Source organism: Castellaniella daejeonensis, assembly GCF_039523555.1.
GTDB lineage: Bacteria > Pseudomonadota > Gammaproteobacteria > Burkholderiales > Burkholderiaceae_B > Castellaniella > Castellaniella daejeonensis.
The window spans coordinates 58,483-75,979 of record NZ_BAAAFN010000006.1; the positions used below are offsets into that span (position 1 = coordinate 58,483).

15 protein-coding genes are annotated in these 17,497 nt (G+C 65.6%); 9 read left to right on the plus strand and 6 right to left on the minus strand.

The features are described from left to right. Positions 1 to 60 precede the first annotated feature (60 nt). The 7 genes from dut (at position 61) to ABD022_RS02220 (ending at position 6,152) form a co-directional block, all read left to right on the plus strand. The gene (gene dut, locus ABD022_RS02190) at positions 61 to 528 is read left to right on the plus strand and encodes a dUTP diphosphatase (RefSeq protein ID WP_325125099.1); all 468 of its coding nucleotides are present in this window, start codon (positions 61 to 63) and stop codon (positions 526 to 528) included. Positions 529 to 1,143: 615 nt separating this feature from the next. Continuing rightward, positions 1,144 to 2,286, plus strand: a complete 1,143-nt coding sequence (locus ABD022_RS02195; protein ID WP_325125097.1) for a branched-chain amino acid ABC transporter substrate-binding protein — start codon at positions 1,144 to 1,146, stop codon at positions 2,284 to 2,286. A 110-nt stretch (positions 2,287 to 2,396) separates the two neighbouring features. Further along, on the plus strand, positions 2,397 to 3,299 hold the full coding sequence (locus tag ABD022_RS02200; protein ID WP_325125095.1) for a branched-chain amino acid ABC transporter permease: 903 nt from the start codon (positions 2,397 to 2,399) through the stop codon (positions 3,297 to 3,299). 15 nt (positions 3,300 to 3,314) lie between these two features. Beyond that, positions 3,315 to 4,271 carry a branched-chain amino acid ABC transporter permease gene (locus ABD022_RS02205; protein ID WP_325125093.1) on the plus strand — a complete coding sequence of 319 codons (957 nt, stop codon included), beginning with the start codon at positions 3,315 to 3,317 and terminating at the stop codon, positions 4,269 to 4,271. Further along, positions 4,268 to 5,110 (plus strand): ABC transporter ATP-binding protein, encoded by an 843-nt coding sequence (locus ABD022_RS02210; protein ID WP_325125091.1) that lies wholly within the window; start codon positions 4,268 to 4,270, stop codon positions 5,108 to 5,110. Before ABD022_RS02205 ends, ABD022_RS02210 begins: the two co-directional genes overlap by 4 nt. An 8-nt stretch (positions 5,111 to 5,118) precedes the next feature. Beyond that, positions 5,119 to 5,820 carry an ABC transporter ATP-binding protein gene (locus ABD022_RS02215; RefSeq protein ID WP_325125156.1) on the plus strand — a complete coding sequence of 234 codons (702 nt, stop codon included), beginning with the start codon at positions 5,119 to 5,121 and terminating at the stop codon, positions 5,818 to 5,820. Between the two features lie 50 nt (positions 5,821 to 5,870). Next, the gene (locus ABD022_RS02220; protein WP_325125089.1) at positions 5,871 to 6,152 is read left to right on the plus strand and encodes a peptidylprolyl isomerase; all 282 of its coding nucleotides are present in this window, start codon (positions 5,871 to 5,873) and stop codon (positions 6,150 to 6,152) included. A 122-nt stretch (positions 6,153 to 6,274) separates the two neighbouring features. Here the strand turns inward: ABD022_RS02220 and putA are convergent, their stop codons facing one another. From putA to clpS, 6 genes are all read right to left on the minus strand, one after another. Next, positions 6,275 to 10,063, minus strand: a complete 3,789-nt coding sequence (gene putA, locus ABD022_RS02225) for a trifunctional transcriptional regulator/proline dehydrogenase/L-glutamate gamma-semialdehyde dehydrogenase (protein ID WP_343819822.1) — start codon at positions 10,061 to 10,063, stop codon at positions 6,275 to 6,277. Between the two features lie 109 nt (positions 10,064 to 10,172). Then, positions 10,173 to 10,811 carry a PqiC family protein gene (locus ABD022_RS02230; RefSeq protein WP_325125085.1) on the minus strand — a complete coding sequence of 213 codons (639 nt, stop codon included), beginning with the start codon at positions 10,809 to 10,811 and terminating at the stop codon, positions 10,173 to 10,175. Between the two features lie 16 nt (positions 10,812 to 10,827). Further along, a complete protein-coding gene (locus ABD022_RS02235) occupies positions 10,828 to 12,525 on the minus strand; it encodes a PqiB family protein (RefSeq protein WP_325125083.1) in 1,698 nt (565 codons plus the stop codon). After that, entirely contained in the window at positions 12,515 to 13,756 is a 1,242-nt protein-coding gene (locus ABD022_RS02240) for a paraquat-inducible protein A (protein ID WP_325125081.1), read from the minus strand. Before ABD022_RS02240 ends, ABD022_RS02235 begins: the two co-directional genes overlap by 11 nt. After that, complete coding sequence (gene clpA / locus ABD022_RS02245; RefSeq protein WP_325125079.1) at positions 13,756 to 16,074, minus strand: ATP-dependent Clp protease ATP-binding subunit ClpA; 2,319 nt, start codon at positions 16,072 to 16,074, stop codon at positions 13,756 to 13,758. The genes ABD022_RS02240 and clpA overlap by 1 nt, the downstream gene beginning before the upstream one ends. A 169-nt stretch (positions 16,075 to 16,243) precedes the next feature. Beyond that, positions 16,244 to 16,567 carry an ATP-dependent Clp protease adapter ClpS gene (clpS, locus tag ABD022_RS02250; RefSeq protein WP_325124938.1) on the minus strand — a complete coding sequence of 108 codons (324 nt, stop codon included), beginning with the start codon at positions 16,565 to 16,567 and terminating at the stop codon, positions 16,244 to 16,246. Positions 16,568 to 16,702: 135 nt separating this feature from the next. Here clpS and ABD022_RS02255 point away from each other — a divergent pair, with 135 nt between their 5' ends. Further along, positions 16,703 to 16,942, plus strand: a complete 240-nt coding sequence (locus ABD022_RS02255; RefSeq protein ID WP_043683009.1) for a cold-shock protein — start codon at positions 16,703 to 16,705, stop codon at positions 16,940 to 16,942. 146 nt (positions 16,943 to 17,088) lie between these two features. Beyond that, complete coding sequence (locus tag ABD022_RS02260; RefSeq protein WP_343819824.1) at positions 17,089 to 17,466, plus strand: DUF192 domain-containing protein; 378 nt, start codon at positions 17,089 to 17,091, stop codon at positions 17,464 to 17,466. Positions 17,467 to 17,497 lie beyond the last annotated feature (31 nt).

The following is a 17,497-nucleotide window of genomic DNA, read 5'->3' on the forward strand; positions in this document are numbered from 1 at the left end:
CGGCACAGCATTCTTTCAACCGGCCGCACCCGGCCAAATTCCATCCAGACTTTCACCGCCATGCAACGACGACTCATCCAGGCCCGCATCGTCAATCCCCTGCTGGGCTCGGACGCGATTCCCCTGCCCGACTATGCCACCGGAGGTTCCGCTGCCCTGGACCTGCGCGCCTGCCTCGAGGCACCCCTGACCTTGTCGCCAGGGGAGCGCGTGCCGGTGCCTACCGGCCTGGCCCTGAACATGATGGATCCCGGGCTGGTGGCGATCGTGGCTTCGCGCTCGGGCCTTTCCCTGAAACACGGCATCCGTGTAGCCCAGGGCATCGGCGTCATCGACGCCGACTACCACGGGGAAATCAAGGTCCTGCTCACCAACGACAGCGATGCGTCCTATGAAATCCAGCCAGGCGAACGCATCGCACAGCTGCTGTTCCAGCCAGTCGTGCAGGTGGGCCTGCATATGGTCGAGCATTTCGACACGGCAACCGAGCGCGGCGAAGGCGGTTTCGGCAGCACCGGCCGCCACTGAACGGGCGCTCACATACGCCAACACCGACCTGACGCCGCCGCACGCCAACATTCAGCCAGGGTTTATACCGATTCGGCACGGAACGATCCGGCCCGGTCGCGCTGCCGCGTATCGGATCGGCCGGCTGCCGGTGCCAGGTCATGCGCAGCCACGCCATCCTGCCCCCAGCCAGGGAAGATTTGAAATATTTTTTATATTTCAATTGGCTGCGCCTTATTTCTATAAATTTTCTAGATTTCAGATATTAGGGTTTGTACTAGTTTTTATAAAAAATATTATCAATATATTATGTATCCAGTTCAAAATGACCAGGAAGCGCTGTGGTTATGCAAGCGTTGATCTAGGCGATATCCCTGGTTGCACTTGCAGATTTCAGATGGTTATACTTCGCCCGTCTTTCAGGTTGCGCTTTTCCCCTGCCTCCGGGGTTCTACCTGAACGATAGGGTTAACCAATCCTCGCACGGCTCCGTCATCCACATGACGAAGCCTCATGAGGAACCGGTCTTCTTTCCATAGAGACAAGGGCAACCCCCGGAAAGAGACCGACCGCATCGCACACGCTCTACCCGAACCCATCACCGCGATTGGATCCGTCACAAAGGAGAATCCAGACATGAGCAGGCTGACCAAACTTTCCACTCTCACCGCAGCGATCCTGCTGGCGACCGGTGCCGGCACGGCGTTCGCCGCCGATGGCCCCATCAAGATCGGCGTGCAGGCCCCCATCACGGGCGAATACGCCGCCGAGGGCCAGGGCATCGAAAACGGTGTCCAGCTGCTGGTCAAGCAAAAGAACGAAGCCGGTGGCCTGCTGGGCCGCCAGATCCAGGTGATCGTGTGCGACGATGAAGGCAAGGCTTCGCAAGCCGCCATCTGCGGCCGCAAGCTGGTCAACGACGGCGTGATCGCCGTGATCGGCACCTACACCAGCGGCGCCGCACTGGCCGCCGCCCCGATCTATTCCGCCGCCAACGTCATCCAGACCTCGGACGGCACCAGCGACGAGCTGACCCAGCGCGGCTGGAAGACCTTCTTCCGCAACGCGCCGCCCAACAGCGACGAAGCCGAATTCGTGGCCAACTACTTCACCAAGGTGAAGCAATACAAGCGCATCGCCGTGCTGAGCGACCGCTCCAGCTACGCCACCGGCCTGGCCAAGGCGACTGTCGATGCCCTGAAGAAGAACAACGGCAACGTCGTGGCCGAAGACTTCATCAATGCCGGCACCCAGGACTACAGCGCCGTCCTGACCAAGCTGAAGGCCGAAAATCCCGACGTGCTGTTCTTCTCCGGTTACTACACCGATGGCGGCCTGATCCGCGCCCAGATGAAGCAGCTCGGCATGGAAACGGACTTCGTCGGCGGCGACGCCAACCAGAACGCGGCCTTTGCCAAGATCGCCGGCAACGCTGCCCAGGGTGCCGTCATCGTCAACGTGCCCGCTCCCGAAAACCTGCCCTATCCCGAAGCCAAGGAATTCCTGACCAGCTACGAGAAGGCCTTCGGTGCGCCGCCTCCCAGCATCTACACGCTCACCAATGCCGACGGCCTGCGTGCGGTCTTCGCCGCCATCGAAGACACCAAGAGCACGGACACGTCCAAGCTGATCCCCTGGCTGCACAGCATGAAGCAGCCCTTCCCGGGCCTGACCGGTCCTTTCACCTGGGATGACAAGGGCGAACGCATCGGCAGCCCGATGTCCGCCTTCGAAGTCCAGGCCGACGGCAGCTACAAGACCATCTACCCGACGAACTAAGCCTGCCGTCCGACGGCGCCCGTGCTCCACGCCCGGGCGCCGTTCTTTCCGCCGTACCCGGCTCCGGGCGGCGCGCCTGCCGCGACGCGGCTCTCTCTGGAAACCGATCGATGGACTCTATCCTCCAGCAATTCATCAATGGGGTGACGGTCGGCGGCATCTACGCGCTGATCGCGCTGGGCTACACCATGGTCTACGGGGTGCTCAAGCTGATCAACTTCGCCCATGGCGACTTGTGCATCCTTGGCGCCTTCATCGGCCTGACCGTCCTCACCTCCGGCATCTTCGGCGGCCTGTCCACGCCGGTCCTGCTGATCCTGGCGTTTCTGATCGCCATGATCGTGGTGGCCGTCGCCGGCACACTGCTCGACCAATTCGCCTACAAACCCCTGCGCAAGGCGCCCCGCCTGTCGGCCGTCGTGTCGGCCCTGGGCGCATCGATGCTGATCCAGAACGGCATCATGCTGATCTGGAGCCCGAACGTGCAGGTCTTCCCCAACAATCTCCTGCCCAGCACCACCTGGCAGATCGGCGGGGCCTACCTCAGCTTCGTCCAGCTGCTGATCATTGTCGGTGCGTTCGTGCTGATGGCAGCGCTGTACTTCTTCGTGCACCACACGCGCGTGGGCACCGCCATCCGCGCCACCGCCATCGACCAGGACGCCGCCCGGCTGATGGGGGTCAACGTCAACCGGGTGATCGCGATGGTCTTCATCATCGGCCCCGTCCTGGGCGCAGTGGGCGGCCTGTTCATCGGTCTCTACTACCGCCAGACCTATTTCACCATGGGCTGGTCCTACGGCCTGAGCGCCTTCATCGCAGCCATCATCGGCGGCATCGGCAACATCCCCGGCGCCATGCTGGGCGGACTGGTGCTGGGTCTGTTCAACGCCTTCGCCGCCGGCTACGTCTCCAGTTCCTGGCAGGACGCCATCACCTTCGCCCTGCTGATCGCCATCCTGCTGGTGCGCCCCACCGGCCTGCTGGGCGAACGCGTCGCGGAAAAGGTGTAATCCATGGACAAACACATGAACCAAGCCTCTCCGGCCACCTCTTCGGGCTCGACCCGCGCGCTGCGCCTGGTCGGCCCCGCGCTGTGGATCCTGGGCCTGCTGATTCCTCAGCTGCTGTCGCCCGCATGGATCACCATCGGCGGCATTTTCGCCATCTACTCCATCGTCGCCCTGTCCCAGGACATCGTGCTGGGCCGCGCGGGCATGTACGACATGGGCCACGCGGTCTACTTCGGCATCGGCGCCTACACCAGCGCGATCCTGTCGCTGTATTTCAACTGGCCCATCCTGTGGACGATCCCGGTGGCCATCGTGCTGGCCGCAGCCCTGGGCGCCATCCTGTCGGCCCCCATCGTCAAGCTGCGCGGCGACTACCTGCTGGTGGTCACCATCGGCTTCAACGCCATCTTCGTGCTGGCCATGCAGAACAACCTGTTCGGCATGACCGGCGGTGCCGACGGCCTGTTCGGCATCAGCGGCCCCACGCTCTTCGGCCACATGTTCGGCACGCAAAGCGATCTGTTCTACATGAACTGGGTCGTGCTGGCCGTGGTGCTGTGGCTGATGGGCAACCTGGACCGTTCCTCGCTGGGACGCACCTTCCGCTACATCAAGCACGACGAGCTGGCCGCCACCACGCTGGGGGTCAACGCCCGCAACTACAAGGTTGCCGCCTTCGCGCTGTCGGCGGGGCTTGCCGGCCTGGCCGGCACCCTGTTCGCCATGCAGCTCTCGGCCGTCAGCCCCGGATCGTTCCGCTTCACCGATTCGGTGGTGCTGTTTGCCATCGTGCTGGTCGGCGGCCAGGCATCCGTGCCCGGCGTGCTGCTGGGGACCGCGATGATGTTCGTGGTGCCGCAGATCTTCACTGAATTCGCCCAATACCGCTATCTCGCCTTCGGCGTGGCGATGATCCTCGTCATGATCCTGCGTCCGCAAGGCATCTGGCCGGCTCGCAAGGGGGTCATATGAACACCGCAGTTTCCCAGCAATCCGAGGCCGAGGTCCTGCTCGAGCTCGACGGCATCGGCATCAGCTTCGGCGGCCTGCGCGCGGTCGACGACCTCAGCTTCAAGGTACGGCGAGGCGAAATCGTCGGCCTGATCGGCCCCAACGGCGCGGGCAAGACCACGGTGTTCAACATGATCACCGGGGTCTACCGGCCCACCGACGGCCACATCCGCTGGCACGGCCGCGACATCACGGGACTCGCCCCGCACCGCGTGGCCGAGGCCGGCATCCGCCGCACGTTCCAGACCATCCGCCTTTTCCAGGACATGACGGTGCTGGAAAACGTGATCGCCGGCCAGCACCTGCGGATGCGCCAGTCCTGGTGGCAGGGCCTGCTGAATACCCCCGCGCAGCGCCGCGAGGAGCGCGAACTGATCGAACGCGCCATGACAGTGCTGCAGCAGCTTGACCTGGCCGACGTGGCCCACGAGATCGCCACTTCCCTGCCCTACGGGGCGCAGCGGCGTGTCGAAATGGCCCGCACGCTGGTGGCCGAACCCGAGCTCATCATCCTGGACGAACCGGCCGCCGGCCTGAACGAGCAGGAATCCGCCGGCCTGAACGAAACCATCCGCGCCATCCGCGACGCCGGCATCACCGTGATCCTGGTCGAACACGACATGAGCGTGGTGATGAACGTCACCGACAACATCGTCGTGATCAACTTCGGCAAGAAGATCGCCGAGGGCAAGCCCGCCGAGATCCGCAGCAATCCGCTCGTCATCGAGGCCTATCTGGGCCAGGACGACGACGAGGACGACCCGCTGATGAACGCCGTACAAGACCAGGTGAACGTATGACCGCACCTCTGCTCCAGATCGAAGACCTGCACGTCAACTACGGCCACATCCAGGCCCTCAAGGGCATTTCCCTGCACGTGCAGGAAAAGGAAGTCGTGGCCATCCTCGGCGCGAACGGCGCCGGCAAGACGACGCTGATGCGCACCCTCAGTGGCCTGATCACGCCCAAGTCGGGCAAGATCACCTTTGCCGGGCACGATACCACTCGCATGGGCGCCGACCGCATCGTGCGCCTGGGCATCGGCCAGTCGCCCGAGGGACGCCGCGTGTTCGGCACCCTGTCGGTGGCCGAGAACCTGCGCATGGGTGGCTTCACCCGGCCCACGGACGAAATCGAAGCCAGCTGCGATCATGTCTACAAGATCTTCCCGCGCCTGTACGAACGCCGCGCCCAGCTGGCCGGCACGCTTTCGGGCGGCGAACAGCAGATGCTCGCCATCGGCCGAGCGCTGGTCACCAAGCCGCGCCTGCTGCTGCTCGACGAACCCAGCCTGGGCCTGGCCCCGATCATCGTGCGCAACATCTTCCAGGTGCTGCGCGACGTGCGGGAAACCGGTGTGACCATCCTGATCGTGGAGCAGAACGCCCGCATGGCGCTGAAGCTCGCCGACCGGGGCTACGTGCTGGAAGTCGGTAAACTGTCGCACGAAGGCTCGTCGCGCGAACTGCTGTCCTCGCCGGAAATCCAGGCCGCATACCTGGGGCACTGAGACACGGACGCGCAAGACAACCACCATCCAATCCCTCTCAGGAAAAACCCATGACCCAAGCATCCGCCCGCCACATCCTGGTCGACACCGAAGAGCAATGCCTGCAGCTGAAGGCCGACATCGAAGGCGGCGCCGATTTCGCCGCAGTCGCCCGCGAGCACTCCAACTGCCCCTCCAGCCGCGACGGCGGCAACCTGGGCACCTTCGGCCGCGGCCAGATGGTGCGTGAATTCGACGAGGTCGTCTTCAGTGCTCCGGTTGGCGTGGTCCAGGGGCCGGTCCGCACGCAGTTCGGATACCACTTGGTGGAAGTGACGGATCGCCAGGACTGACCTCGGCGACCGGCCAGGAAAAAGGGCTTCGATCGAAGCCCTTTTTCTTTTGCGCGCATCCGGGATGCGGCCCGGATGATTCAGGCGACAGGCAGTCGCAGCGGACTGCCTGTCGTCCGGGATCATCCCACCATCATCAGGCTGGCGTTGCCGCCGGCGGCGGCGGTGTTGATGCAGACCGAGACTTCGCGCACCAGCATTTCCAGAGGATAGGCCTTGCCTGCGGACAGTTCGTCGACGCGCCGCGCCAGGATCGGTACGATCGGGCCGGAACGCTCGGCGACCGCGCGAGACAGTGTCTGCAGGCCATCACCGTCGCCCTCGTAGAGCACCGCCTGAAAGTCGGCCGCGGCGGCGGCTTCGGGCGCCACCCAGCGGGCACCCGCACCCTCGGGGCGAGCCGCCAGGAAGGCACGCACTTCGGGATGGTCCACCCACAGCATGTCGTTGCCCGTGCGTTGGCAAGCTTCCAGCTGCGCCTGCGCCCCGGCCGAGCTGGCCGCATGGCACAGCACCGTGCCCCGCGGCTTCAGGTGGTATTGGTTGGTCTCGCCGGTGGGTCCGGGCAGCGTCAGCGGACGAGCGCCCTTGCCCACCACGCCCTCGACGGGCAGGAAGCTGGGCCCGGCGGCCAGCAGGCGATGCAGATACAGGGGGCCGCCGGCCTTCGGACCGGTCCCCGACAGGCCCTCGCCCCCGAAGGGCTGCACGCCCACGGTCGCGCCGACGATATTGCGGTTCACGTAGATATTGCCCACGCGGATGCGCTCGGTGACATGGCGCACGGTCTCGTCCAGCCGGGTGTGCACGCCGAAGGTCAGGCCATAGCCCCGGCTGTTGATGGCATCGATCACCGTGTCGAGATCCTGACGGCGATAGCGCAGCACATGCAGGACGGGGCCGAAGACCTCGCGTTCCAGTTCGGCGATGTCGGAGATTTCGATCAGGGTCGGGGCCACGAAGGTGCCGTGGCGCGTTTGCTCCGCATCCATCGGATGCCGGTCGATGGCGTGTCCGGCCGCCCGCATGGCCTGGACGTGCCGCTCGATCACGGCCTGGGCCTCGGCGTCGATCACGGGGCCGATATCGGTGGAAAGCAGCTCGGGGCGCCCCACACGCAATTCATTCATCGCGCCCCGCAGCATCGCCAGGGTGCGGTCGGCACAGTCTTCCTGAACGCACAGCACGCGCAGGGCGGAGCAGCGCTGACCGGCCGAATCGAATGCCGAACTGAGCACGTCGTAGACGACCTGCTCGGTCAGCGCCGAGGAATCGACGATCAGGGCGTTCTGGCCGCCGGTCTCGGCAATCAGGGGAATCGGATGGCCGGCACCGTCCAGGCGATCGGCCAGGGTGGCTGCGATCAGGCGTGCAACCTCGGTCGAGCCGGTGAACATGACGCCGCGCACCGCCGGGCTGGCAACCAGGGCCGCACCGACAGTCTCTCCCCGGCCCGGCAGCAGCTGTACCGCATCGGCCGGAATGCCGGCGCGATGCAGCACGGATACGCCATAGGCGGCAATCAGCGCGGTCTGTTCGGCCGGCTTGGCCAGCACGACGTTGCCGGCGGCCAGGGCTGCAGCCACCTGGCCGGTGAAGATCGCCAGAGGGAAGTTCCAGGGGCTGATGCACAGCACCGGGCCCAGGGGCCGGTGGCTGTCGTTGGAAAAGGACTCTTCGATCCGGACGGCGTAATAGCGCAGGAAATCGACCGCCTCGCGCACTTCGGCGATGGCGTTGGGGAAGGACTTGCCGGCCTCGCGCACGATCAGGCCGATGGTCGACTGCATCTCGTCTTCCATCAGCTGGGCGGCATGCCGCAGGCATTGCGCCCGCTCGGCCGGCGGCGTGGCCTGCCAGATCGGCGCGGCGTATTCGGCGCGCCCCAGGGCCGCCTGGACGTCGGCCTCGTCGGCCTCGACCACCTGGCCGACCACATCCCGGTGATCCGCCGGATTGAGCACCGCGCGGGCGCGTTCGTCCCGCCATTCCCCCGGGGGGGCGGCACGCCATTCCATCGTTGCGCTGCCCAGCAGTGCCGCGGCCAGGGAACCCAGGCGATGCTCGTTGCTGAGATCCAGGCCGGCCGAATTGGCGCGGTCCTCGTGTGCCCGGTACAGGTCGCGCGGCAGGGGAATGCGGTCGTGCGGTGCGCCCAGCGGCTGAATGGCGCGTGCCTTGCGGACCGGGTCGGTCACCAGCGCGTCGATGGGCAGGTCGCGGTCGCCGATCTGGTTGACGAAAGAGGTATTCGCCCCGTTTTCAAGCAGGCGGCGCACCAGGTAGGCCAGCAGGGTCTCGTGCGTGCCCACGGGTGCGTAAACGCGGCAAGGCCGATTCAGGCGGCCCTTGGAGAGCGGACCGACGACTTCTTCGTACAGGGGTTCGCCCATGCCGTGCAGGCACTGGAATTCATACTGCCCGGGGTAGTAGTTCTCGCCCGCCATGTAGTAGATCGACGCCAGCGTCTGGGCGTTGTGCGTGGCGAACTGGGGAAAGATCGCTTCCGGCGCCGACAGCAGCTTGCGCGCGCACGCCAGGTAGGACACGTCGGTGTGGACCTTGCGCGTGTAGACCGGATAGCCTTCCAGGCCGTCGACCTGTGCGCGCTTGATCTCGGAATCCCAATAGGCGCCCTTGACCAGCCGCACCATCAGGCGATGCTTGCTGCGTCGCGCCAGGTCGATCACGAAATCGATCACGAACGGAGCGCGCTTCTGGTAGGCCTGGATGACGAAACCAATGCCGTTCCAGCCCCGCAGGCGTTCATCGAAGCACAGGGCTTCCAGCAGATCCAGGGAAAGCTCCAGGCGATCGGCCTCTTCGGCATCGATGTTCAGGCCGATATCGTAGCGGCGCGCCAGTGCGGCCAGTTCGACCATGCGCGGCAGCAGTTCGTCCATGACCCGGTCGCGCTGGGCGCGCGAATAACGCGGATGCAGCGCCGAGAGCTTGATGGAAATGCCGGGGCCTTCGTAGATTCCGCGCCCCTGGGAAGCCTTGCCGATGGCGTGGATGGCCTGCTCGTAGGACTGGTAGTAGCGCTCGGCGTCTTCCGCCGTGGTCGCTGCCTCGCCCAGCATATCGTAGGAATAGCGGAAACCGATGTCTTCGTACTTGCGGCTGTTGGCCAGGGCCGAGGAAATCGTCTGGCCCGTGACGAACTGCTCGCCCATCAGGCGCATGGCCATGTTCACGCCGCGCCGGATCAGGGGCTCGCCGCCCTTGGCGATCAGGCGCGTCAGGGCCTGGGACAGATTCTGCTCGCTGTTGACACTGACCAGCTTGCCGGTGACCAGCAGCCCCCAGGTGGCCGCGTTGACGAACAGCGAACGGGATTCGCCCACATGCGAGCGCCAATCGCCGTGGCTGATCTTGTCGCGGATGAGGGCATCGCGCGTGGCCTGGTCGGGAATGCGCAGCAGCGCCTCGGCCAGGCACATCAGGGCGACGCCTTCCTGGCTGGACAGCGAGAATTCCTGGATCAGGCCTTCCACCCCGCCCCCTTTGCGCTTGTCCCGCAGGGTCTGGACCAGCCGGCGGGCCAGGGTCTCGACCTGTTCGGGCTGGGGCGACTCGGCCTGGTCCACCAGCATGGCCACGCATTCCGGTTCAGGGCGACGGTAGGCGGCGGTGATGGCGGCGCGCAGGACGGACTGCGGCAGGACGTCCTGGGCAAATTCGTGGAACGGGGCCAGCGGCTCGGATTCCGCCGACGGGGATTCGGCCGTTTCGGCATCCGAGCGGCGATCGAGCTCGGCAGGCACCTGGCCGCGCTCGATGGCCTCGATGTAGCTCAGCAAAGCCTGCTTGTGCAGCCAGTGCGGCGTGCAGCCCAGTGAATCCGCCAGGACCCGCAGACGCTCGCGCAGCGCCTCATCGACTTTCACACCCAGGGTTACAGTAGCCATGTTCGAGGTATTCCACTTTGGTATCGCCGACCGGAGAACCCGGTTCGCATCAGGCGCCATGCTAAAAGGTTGCACCTGAAATCGCCATTATGGTTAACCCCAAATCTGATCAGGTGCAACCGGATTTTGACATGGTTGGCCCCCTCTGTAAATCAGTCGATGCGGCTGCTGTTTCATCAGCGATCAGGGCCGCCAGACGCTCCAGTGCCTGGCGCTGGGCATCCACCAGCGCCGCCACACCCACGCCTGCGGGCTGGCGCACAGAGGCCTGGCACAGGCGGGCATGGCCGGCACCCGGCGGCCGGTCCGTCCAATTCGCTTCCAGCGCCACGAAATGCCCCCAGACCATGTCGAACCGATCGATCCGCACATCGATGCGGCGGACGGGGCCGGATGCCGCGTCCGGCAGGCGCCGCACGTCCTCTGCACCCAACCGGCGGCCGACCCCGAAAGCCAGCGCATCGCGGATCTGGTCGGCCAGCGGCGCCGCCCAGAGGGAATCGTTCAGCACCTGCACAGCAGGATCCGCGGCCGGATCACGGACCACCAGTTGTGGCCGCTCGGATTCGGCCGGGATTCGCGCCACCGTCAGGTTCAGGCGGTAGTCCACCGTCGGGCTTCCCGCCGCCCCATGATCGGCCACGGGTGCAGCGGCCAGGCTGTAGTAGCGCTGAGGGGCCACCGAGCAACCCGCCAGCAGCCCCGCAAGGCCGATCAGGCAGGCCCAGCCCAGGTTCGTCCGTTTCATGATGCGCTTTTCCTCATCAATGCAGCTTATCGGGCGCACGCCCCCGGATCAGGGCATCCGGATGCGCCTGCAGGGTTTCGGACAGCAGGCGCAAGGCGCGGACGGCACGGTCCAGTTCGCCCAGGGTATCGCGCAAGCCGCCCAGCAGGGGTGCGTCGGGCGCCAGTGCCGCGCCGATACGGTCCAGCGAGGTGCTGGCCGAAGACAGCGCCTTGCTTGCCTGGGGCGCAACCTGCCTGTCCAGCCGCTGCAGCAGGCGATTCAAGGCCTCCAGGCTGCCATGCAGGTCACGGCCTATCTCATCGATCGGCACCTTGTCGAGCTTGGCGACGATATTGCCCAGCTGTCCCTGCAGCCGGTCGAAATCCCCTCGTACCGTAGGCACCAGGAATCCCCTGTGATTGGAGAGGTCTCCCGGGATCTCGGGTTTCGCATGCGCTTCGCCCGGGAAGAAATCCAGGGCCACGTATTGTTGTCCGGTCAGCAGGCTGGCGGTACGCAGCTGAGCCCGCAACCCCCGCTCGATCAAGGGCTGCAGCAGCGCCTCGTCCCGCAGGCCGCCGGACGCCTCGGTCAGCTGGCGATAGGCCTCGCTGAACCGCATCGGATAGAGCTGCGCCCGCACCCGGGAATAGAAACGACGGCGCGCCTTGTCGAATTCCAGGTCGATGTCGACCACCCTGCCGATCGACATGCCGCGGAAGTCGACGTCGGCCCCGACGCGCAGCCCCCGGACCGACTGGTCGAAGCGCAGCTCGATCGTGACCGGATCGCCATCCGGATCGGACAGCGCTTCGTCGCGCGAGCCGAACAGGCGATAGGTGCTGCCGGCGGCGGCCGGCGCGCTGTCCACTTCGCCGTCATAGGAACTGGACTCATCCGCCTGGGCGAAGGCAATGCCGCCATTCAGGATTGCCGACAGGCCGCTGGTGCGCATCTGGACCCCGTCGGTCGATACCGTCAGATCCACGCCACTGTCGTTCCAGAAACGCGTGTCCGGCGTCACGTAGCGGTCATAGGGGGCTTCGACGAAGATGTGCAGATTGACCGACCGCCCGTCAGCCGCCATCTCGTAGCTGACGACACGGCCGACTTCGATGCGGCGATAGTGGATGCGGGACCCCACGCGCAGCGAACCCAGCGTATCGGCCCGCAGCACGTAACGGGTGCCGACCTGGCCGCTGAGCACCTCCGGCGGATTGCGCAGACCCTCGAAGGTACGGACCGGATCGCCCTTGGGGCGCACGGTGGGCGCATCCACGTCGATGTAGACGCCCGACAGCAGCGTATCCAGCCCCGACACGCCCGCGAGACTGACCTGGGGCCGGACGATCCAGAACTTGGAGTCCTTCTGGGTGATGTATTCGGAACCCTCGCGCCTGAGCTGCACGTCCACCAGCACGTGCTTGCGATCCCCCGCCACACGCACGTCCGATACTTCGCCCACCACCACGTCGCGATAGCGCAGCTTGGTCTGGCCGGCCTCGACGCCGGCCGCCGACAGGAAACTGATGGTGATGACCGGGCCGTTGCGCACCCAGACCGAGGCAAGCAGGGACAGCCCCACCGCCAGCGCCAGCAGGGGCACCAGCCAGACCCAGGACCAATGCAGGGCGCGGCCGGGCCGGATGACGGGCTCTGCGGGGTTGTCTGCGGGAAATTCCGTGCCGACGGGGTCGTCCGGCTTCCGGGCGGGCGGATCCTCAGTGTCCATGCTTTTCCTTTGCCAGCCGGGCATCCCGCAGGATGTCCCAGCCTCGACGCGGATCATAGCGCATGGCCGCCCACATCGTGAGCACGACCACGGCGCCGAAATTCAGTGCGGCAGGCCCGACGCTGATCTGCGACAAGCCCGGGAAATTGGCCATGGCGGCCATCAGGACAACGACGAAGACATCCAGCATGGACCATTGCCCGACGAACTCGACCAGGGCGTACAGCCGCGTGCGCTGCCGCTGGACTTCCGCATCCACGGGCCGGTTGCGCCACAGCAGGAAGGCGAGTGCGAGCAGCTTGGTCACCGGCACCAGCACGCTGGCGACGAAGACGATGACGGCCAGGTCCCAGGAGCCGTAGCGCCAGAGCTCGATCACCCCGCCCAGGATGGTGTGGTCGCTGCGCCCCAGCAGGGTGCGAACTTCCATGATCGGCAGGAAATTGGCCGGTACGTAGAACACGGCCGCCGACAACAGCAAGGCCCAGACCTGGCCCGGTTCGCCGTGGCGATGGTGCTTCATTGCGGCGCCGCAACGCAGGCAGCGCCCGGATGACCGGGGGGCCTGGACGCAGCCGCAGGCATCGCATACCCTGCCCCGCCCCTGCGCGCCCGACACCGGCACCAGGCCGGCATCCTCGGCCTGGCGCCACAGAGCGCGCGCATTCCAGCGGCTCAGTCCGGTCAGCAGGAAACAGAGCGCCAGGAAACCCAGCATGCCGGGCTCCACCTGCAGGCGCGCCAGGCCGGCCACCTTGACGACGGACACCAGGATGGACAGGATCAGCACCGTCGCCATGGACCACGGCGCCAGATGCCCGAGCAGCCGCAGCGTACGCCCCAGGTCGGGTGGCAGACGCCGCGCCGCGATCGCCTGCATCACCCACAACGTCAATGCGATCTGGAGCAGAGGAAACCAGAATCCGACCAGCCCGGTGAGCACCGAAACCCCGTAGTAGCCGCGATCCCAGCACAAGTGCAGGGCCTGCCAGTAGGTCAGGCTGATGTCCTGTCCCTGGAGCGAAAGACTGGCAATGGGAAACCACTGGGCAATGGCAAACACGGCCAGGCCGGCCCACCCCAGCGCCACCCATTGCTCCATCGACAGCCAGCCGCGCCGGTACAGCACTGTGCCGCAGCAGCGGCATTCGGCCCTGCCGCGCACGCCCGGATCGAGCCGGACGTGCAGCGTGTCGCAATGCGGGCAGGCGATCAGGGGCCCGCGCGACATCAATCCACGAGCTCAGGCTCGGGCCGCGAAGGCTCCGGCACGGCTCCTGCGCCCTCGCCGCCTTCGGGGAAATTCAGCACCACCTGCTCCCGGGCGTCCAGGTCGACCTCGACCCGTCCGCCGTGCACCAGGCGGCCGAACAGCAGCTCGTCGGCCAATGCCCGGCGGATGGTGTCCTGGATCAGGCGCTGCATGGGCCGGGCGCCCATGGCGGGATCGAAGCCGGCCCGCGCCAGGTAATCGCGCAGCGCCTGGGTGAACAGAACCTCGACGTGCTTGTCGTGAAGCTGGTCCTCGAGCTGCATGAGGAACTTGTCCACGACCTGCAGGATGACTTCGCGCGGCAGCGGCGAGAAACCGATGATCGCATCCAGCCGGTTGCGGAACTCGGGGGTGAACTGGCGCTTGATTTCGGCCATCTCGTCGCCCGAGCGCTGCGGCGCGGCAAACCCGATCGTGTTGCGGTTCAGCGTATCGGCGCCCGCATTGGTGGTCATCACCAGGATCACGTTGCGGAAATCGGCCTTGCGCCCGTTGTTGTCGGTCAGCGTGCCATGGTCCATGACCTGCAGCAGGATGTTGTAGACGTCCGGATGCGCTTTTTCGATTTCATCGAGCAGCAGCACGCAATGCGGCTGCTTGGTCACGGCCTCGGTCAGCAGCCCGCCCTGGTCGAAACCGACATAGCCCGGCGGCGCGCCGATCAGGCGCGACACGGTATGCCGTTCCATGTATTCGGACATGTCGAAGCGCAGCAGTTCGATGCCCAGGACGAACGCCAGCTGACGCGCGACCTCGGTCTTGCCCACGCCCGTGGGACCGGAAAACAGGAAGCAGCCGATGGGCTTGTCGGGCCGGCCCAGCCCCGAGCGCGCCATCTTGATCGAGGCGGCCAGCGCGGAAATGGCCTGGTCCTGGCCGAACACCACGGCCTTCAGGTCGCGCTCCAGCGTGGCGAGCTTGTTGCGGTCGTCCGTGGAGACGTTCTGCGGCGGGATGCGGGCGATGCGTGCCACGGTGGACTGGATCTCGGCGCGGCCGATGAGCTTTTTCTGGCGCGACTTGGGCAGCAGGCGCTGGGCGGCACCGGCTTCGTCGATCACGTCGATCGCCTTGTCCGGCAGGAAACGGTCGCTGATGTGGCGCGCCGCCAGCTCGGCCGCCGCCGTGATCGCCGCGCCCGAATAGCGCACCTGGTGATGCGCCTCGAAGCGCGCCTTCAGGCCGCGCAGGATCTGGATGGTCTGGGCCACGGTGGGCTCGGGGATGTCGATCTTCTGGAAACGCCGTGCCAGCGCATGGTCTTTTTCGAAGATGCCCCGGTATTCGGTGTAGGTGGTGGCCCCGATGCACTTCAGGTTCCCGGAGGACAGCGCCGGCTTGAGCAGGTTGGACGCATCCAGCGTGCCGCCCGACGCGGAGCCCGCGCCGATCAGCGTATGGATCTCGTCGATGAACAGCACCGCATGGCGGTTGTCCTTCAGGGCCTTGAGCACCAGCTTCAGACGTTGCTCGAAGTCGCCCCGGTACTTGGTGCCTGCCAGCAATGCACCCATGTCCAGCGCATAGACCTGGGTTTCGTGCAGGACTTCAGGCACGTCGCCCTGGGTGATGCGCCAGGCCAGGCCTTCGGCGATGGCCGTCTTGCCGACGCCCGCCTCGCCCACCAGCAGGGGGTTGTTCTTGCGCCTGCGGCACAGCACCTGGATGACGCGCTCGACCTCGTCCTCGCGGCCGATCAGCGGATCGATACGGCCCTTGAGGGCCTCGGCATTGAGGTCGGTGGCGTAGGTTTCCAGGGGAGACTTCTGCTGCTCGGCCTTCGGGTCGGCGGCCGGCGGCTCCAGGCGGGGATTGTCCGCCGCCGGAGGTTCGTCGGAGACCTTGGTGATGCCATGGGACAGGTAGTTGACCACGTCCAGCCGGGACACGCCCTGCTGCACAAGGAAATACACCGCGTGCGAATCCTTTTCGCCATACATGGCCACCAGGACGTTGGCCCCGGTCACGGCGTTCTTGCTGGAGCCGTTGGATGACACGTGCATGATGGCACGCTGGATCACGCGCTGGAATCCCAGAGTGGGCTGGGTGTCGACCTCGCCCTCGCCCGGGAAGACTGGCGTGTTCTCGACAATGAACTTGCGCAGGTCCTGACGCAGCAGCTCGATGTCTGCCGCGCAGGCGCGGAGGACTTCGACTGCCGAGGCATTGTCCAGCAGGGACAGCAGCAGGTGCTCCACGGTGATGAATTCGTGTCGGGCGGCGCGGGCCTCGACGAACGCCATGTGCAGGCTGACTTCGAGCTCTTCGGAAATCACGCTTCCTCCATTGCATATCGGAGCGGATCAAGCAATCCGTTATGCCTATTCTATGACTAAAACCGCCCGGCGTTTGGCGCACGGGGACTCGGGATCGTCCCTAAGGGCGGCGGCGCCGCGGGACCACGGGAAAAGCCTGTGCGCAAGACCGCCTCCGGACAGCCGGGTGTCAGAAAAACGGCACAGGCTCCATCAGGCATTGCAGCGGATGCTGGTCGGCATGGGCCAGGTGCAGCACGGCATCGACCCGGGTGGCGGCCACGTCGCGGGTGTAGATGCCGCAGACGCCCCGGCCCTCGTGATGGACCTGCAGCATGATGCGCTCGGCTTCCTCGCTGCCCTTGTGGAAGACCAGCTGGAGCACGCGCACCACGAAATCCATCGGCGTGTAATCATCGTTCAGCAACACGACCTGATACATCGGCGGCGGCGCGAGGCGCACAGGTGCGGCTTCACGCACCAGTTGCTGCTGATTTTGAATATCGGTCGACATGCGAATCAGAACCTAGTGGTTTCCATAGTTGACTGAATGACGCGGAATTCAGCATGATCGTCGTGTCCCGCAGGCCGCCCTCAGGGGTGACCGGGGTCCGTTCAAACCCCACACTATAGTCGAGAGGCAGTTTGCATGTCGGAATCCATCGAAAACACCGGAGAGTCACAAAAACTGACAGGCACGGTCAAATGGTTCAATGATGCCAAGGGTTTTGGCTTCATCACCCCCGACAACGGGGGCGAAGACCTTTTCGCACATTTTTCATCCATCCAGATGAACGGCTTCAAGACCCTGAAAGAAGGGCAGAAGGTCGTTTTCGATATCGCGCAGGGTCCGAAAGGCAAACAAGCCCTGAACATTACCGCCGCCTGAACCAGGCCCGGATGTTCAACGCCATTTTAACGCGATGCGGGGCCCCTGGCGGGCCCCGTTTTTTTGCCTCGACAAGCGTCGCGGCCCTGCTGCTGGCGGTCTCGCTGTGTGGCGGACCCGCTGCGGCACAGCCGCCGCTGCCGACCGTGACGCTGCGCGTCGGCACCCATGCCATCCAGGCCGAATACGCCGACACGCCGGAAACCCTGAGTGCGGGGCTGATGCACCGGACAGCGCTGGCCGCCGACAGCGGCATGCTGTTCGATCTGGGCGATCCGGACATCCATTGCTTCTGGATGAAGAACACCCTCATCCCCCTGTCCATCGCCTTCATCGGCCGGAATGGCCGCATCGTCGACATCCAGGACATGCAGCCCGGCAGCCTGGACCCGCACTGCCCGCCGGCACCCATCACGCAGGCACTGGAAATGAACCAGGGCTGGTTCACCCGCGCCGGCGTGAAGGCCGGCGACCGGGTCACACGCCGGGACGGCCAGCCACGGTCTGCAAAACCGAGGCGGTGACGCCGCCCGGACCAGTGCCGTCTGCTCCTCC

What these genes read in the sequence shown, in the direction of transcription:
- ABD022_RS02205 (WP_325125093.1), top strand. Translation starts at nt 3,315, where the DNA reads ATGAACCAAGCCTCTCCGGCCACCTCTTCGGGCTCGACCCGCGCGCTG.
- ABD022_RS02195 (WP_325125097.1), top strand. Translation starts at nt 1,144, where the DNA reads ATGAGCAGGCTGACCAAACTTTCCACTCTCACCGCAGCGATCCTGCTG.
- ABD022_RS02200 (WP_325125095.1), top strand. Translation starts at nt 2,397, where the DNA reads ATGGACTCTATCCTCCAGCAATTCATCAATGGGGTGACGGTCGGCGGC.
- ABD022_RS02210 (WP_325125091.1), top strand. Translation starts at nt 4,268, where the DNA reads ATGAACACCGCAGTTTCCCAGCAATCCGAGGCCGAGGTCCTGCTCGAG.
- clpS (WP_325124938.1), bottom strand. Translation starts at nt 16,567, where the DNA reads ATGTCGACCGATATTCAAAATCAGCAGCAACTGGTGCGTGAAGCCGCA.
- putA (WP_343819822.1), bottom strand. Translation starts at nt 10,063, where the DNA reads ATGGCTACTGTAACCCTGGGTGTGAAAGTCGATGAGGCGCTGCGCGAG.
- dut (WP_325125099.1), top strand. Translation starts at nt 61, where the DNA reads ATGCAACGACGACTCATCCAGGCCCGCATCGTCAATCCCCTGCTGGGC.
- ABD022_RS02230 (WP_325125085.1), bottom strand. Translation starts at nt 10,811, where the DNA reads ATGAAACGGACGAACCTGGGCTGGGCCTGCCTGATCGGCCTTGCGGGG.
- ABD022_RS02240 (WP_325125081.1), bottom strand. Translation starts at nt 13,756, where the DNA reads ATGTCGCGCGGGCCCCTGATCGCCTGCCCGCATTGCGACACGCTGCAC.
- ABD022_RS02255 (WP_043683009.1), top strand. Translation starts at nt 16,703, where the DNA reads ATGTCGGAATCCATCGAAAACACCGGAGAGTCACAAAAACTGACAGGC.
- ABD022_RS02220 (WP_325125089.1), top strand. Translation starts at nt 5,871, where the DNA reads ATGACCCAAGCATCCGCCCGCCACATCCTGGTCGACACCGAAGAGCAA.
- ABD022_RS02235 (WP_325125083.1), bottom strand. Translation starts at nt 12,525, where the DNA reads ATGGACACTGAGGATCCGCCCGCCCGGAAGCCGGACGACCCCGTCGGC.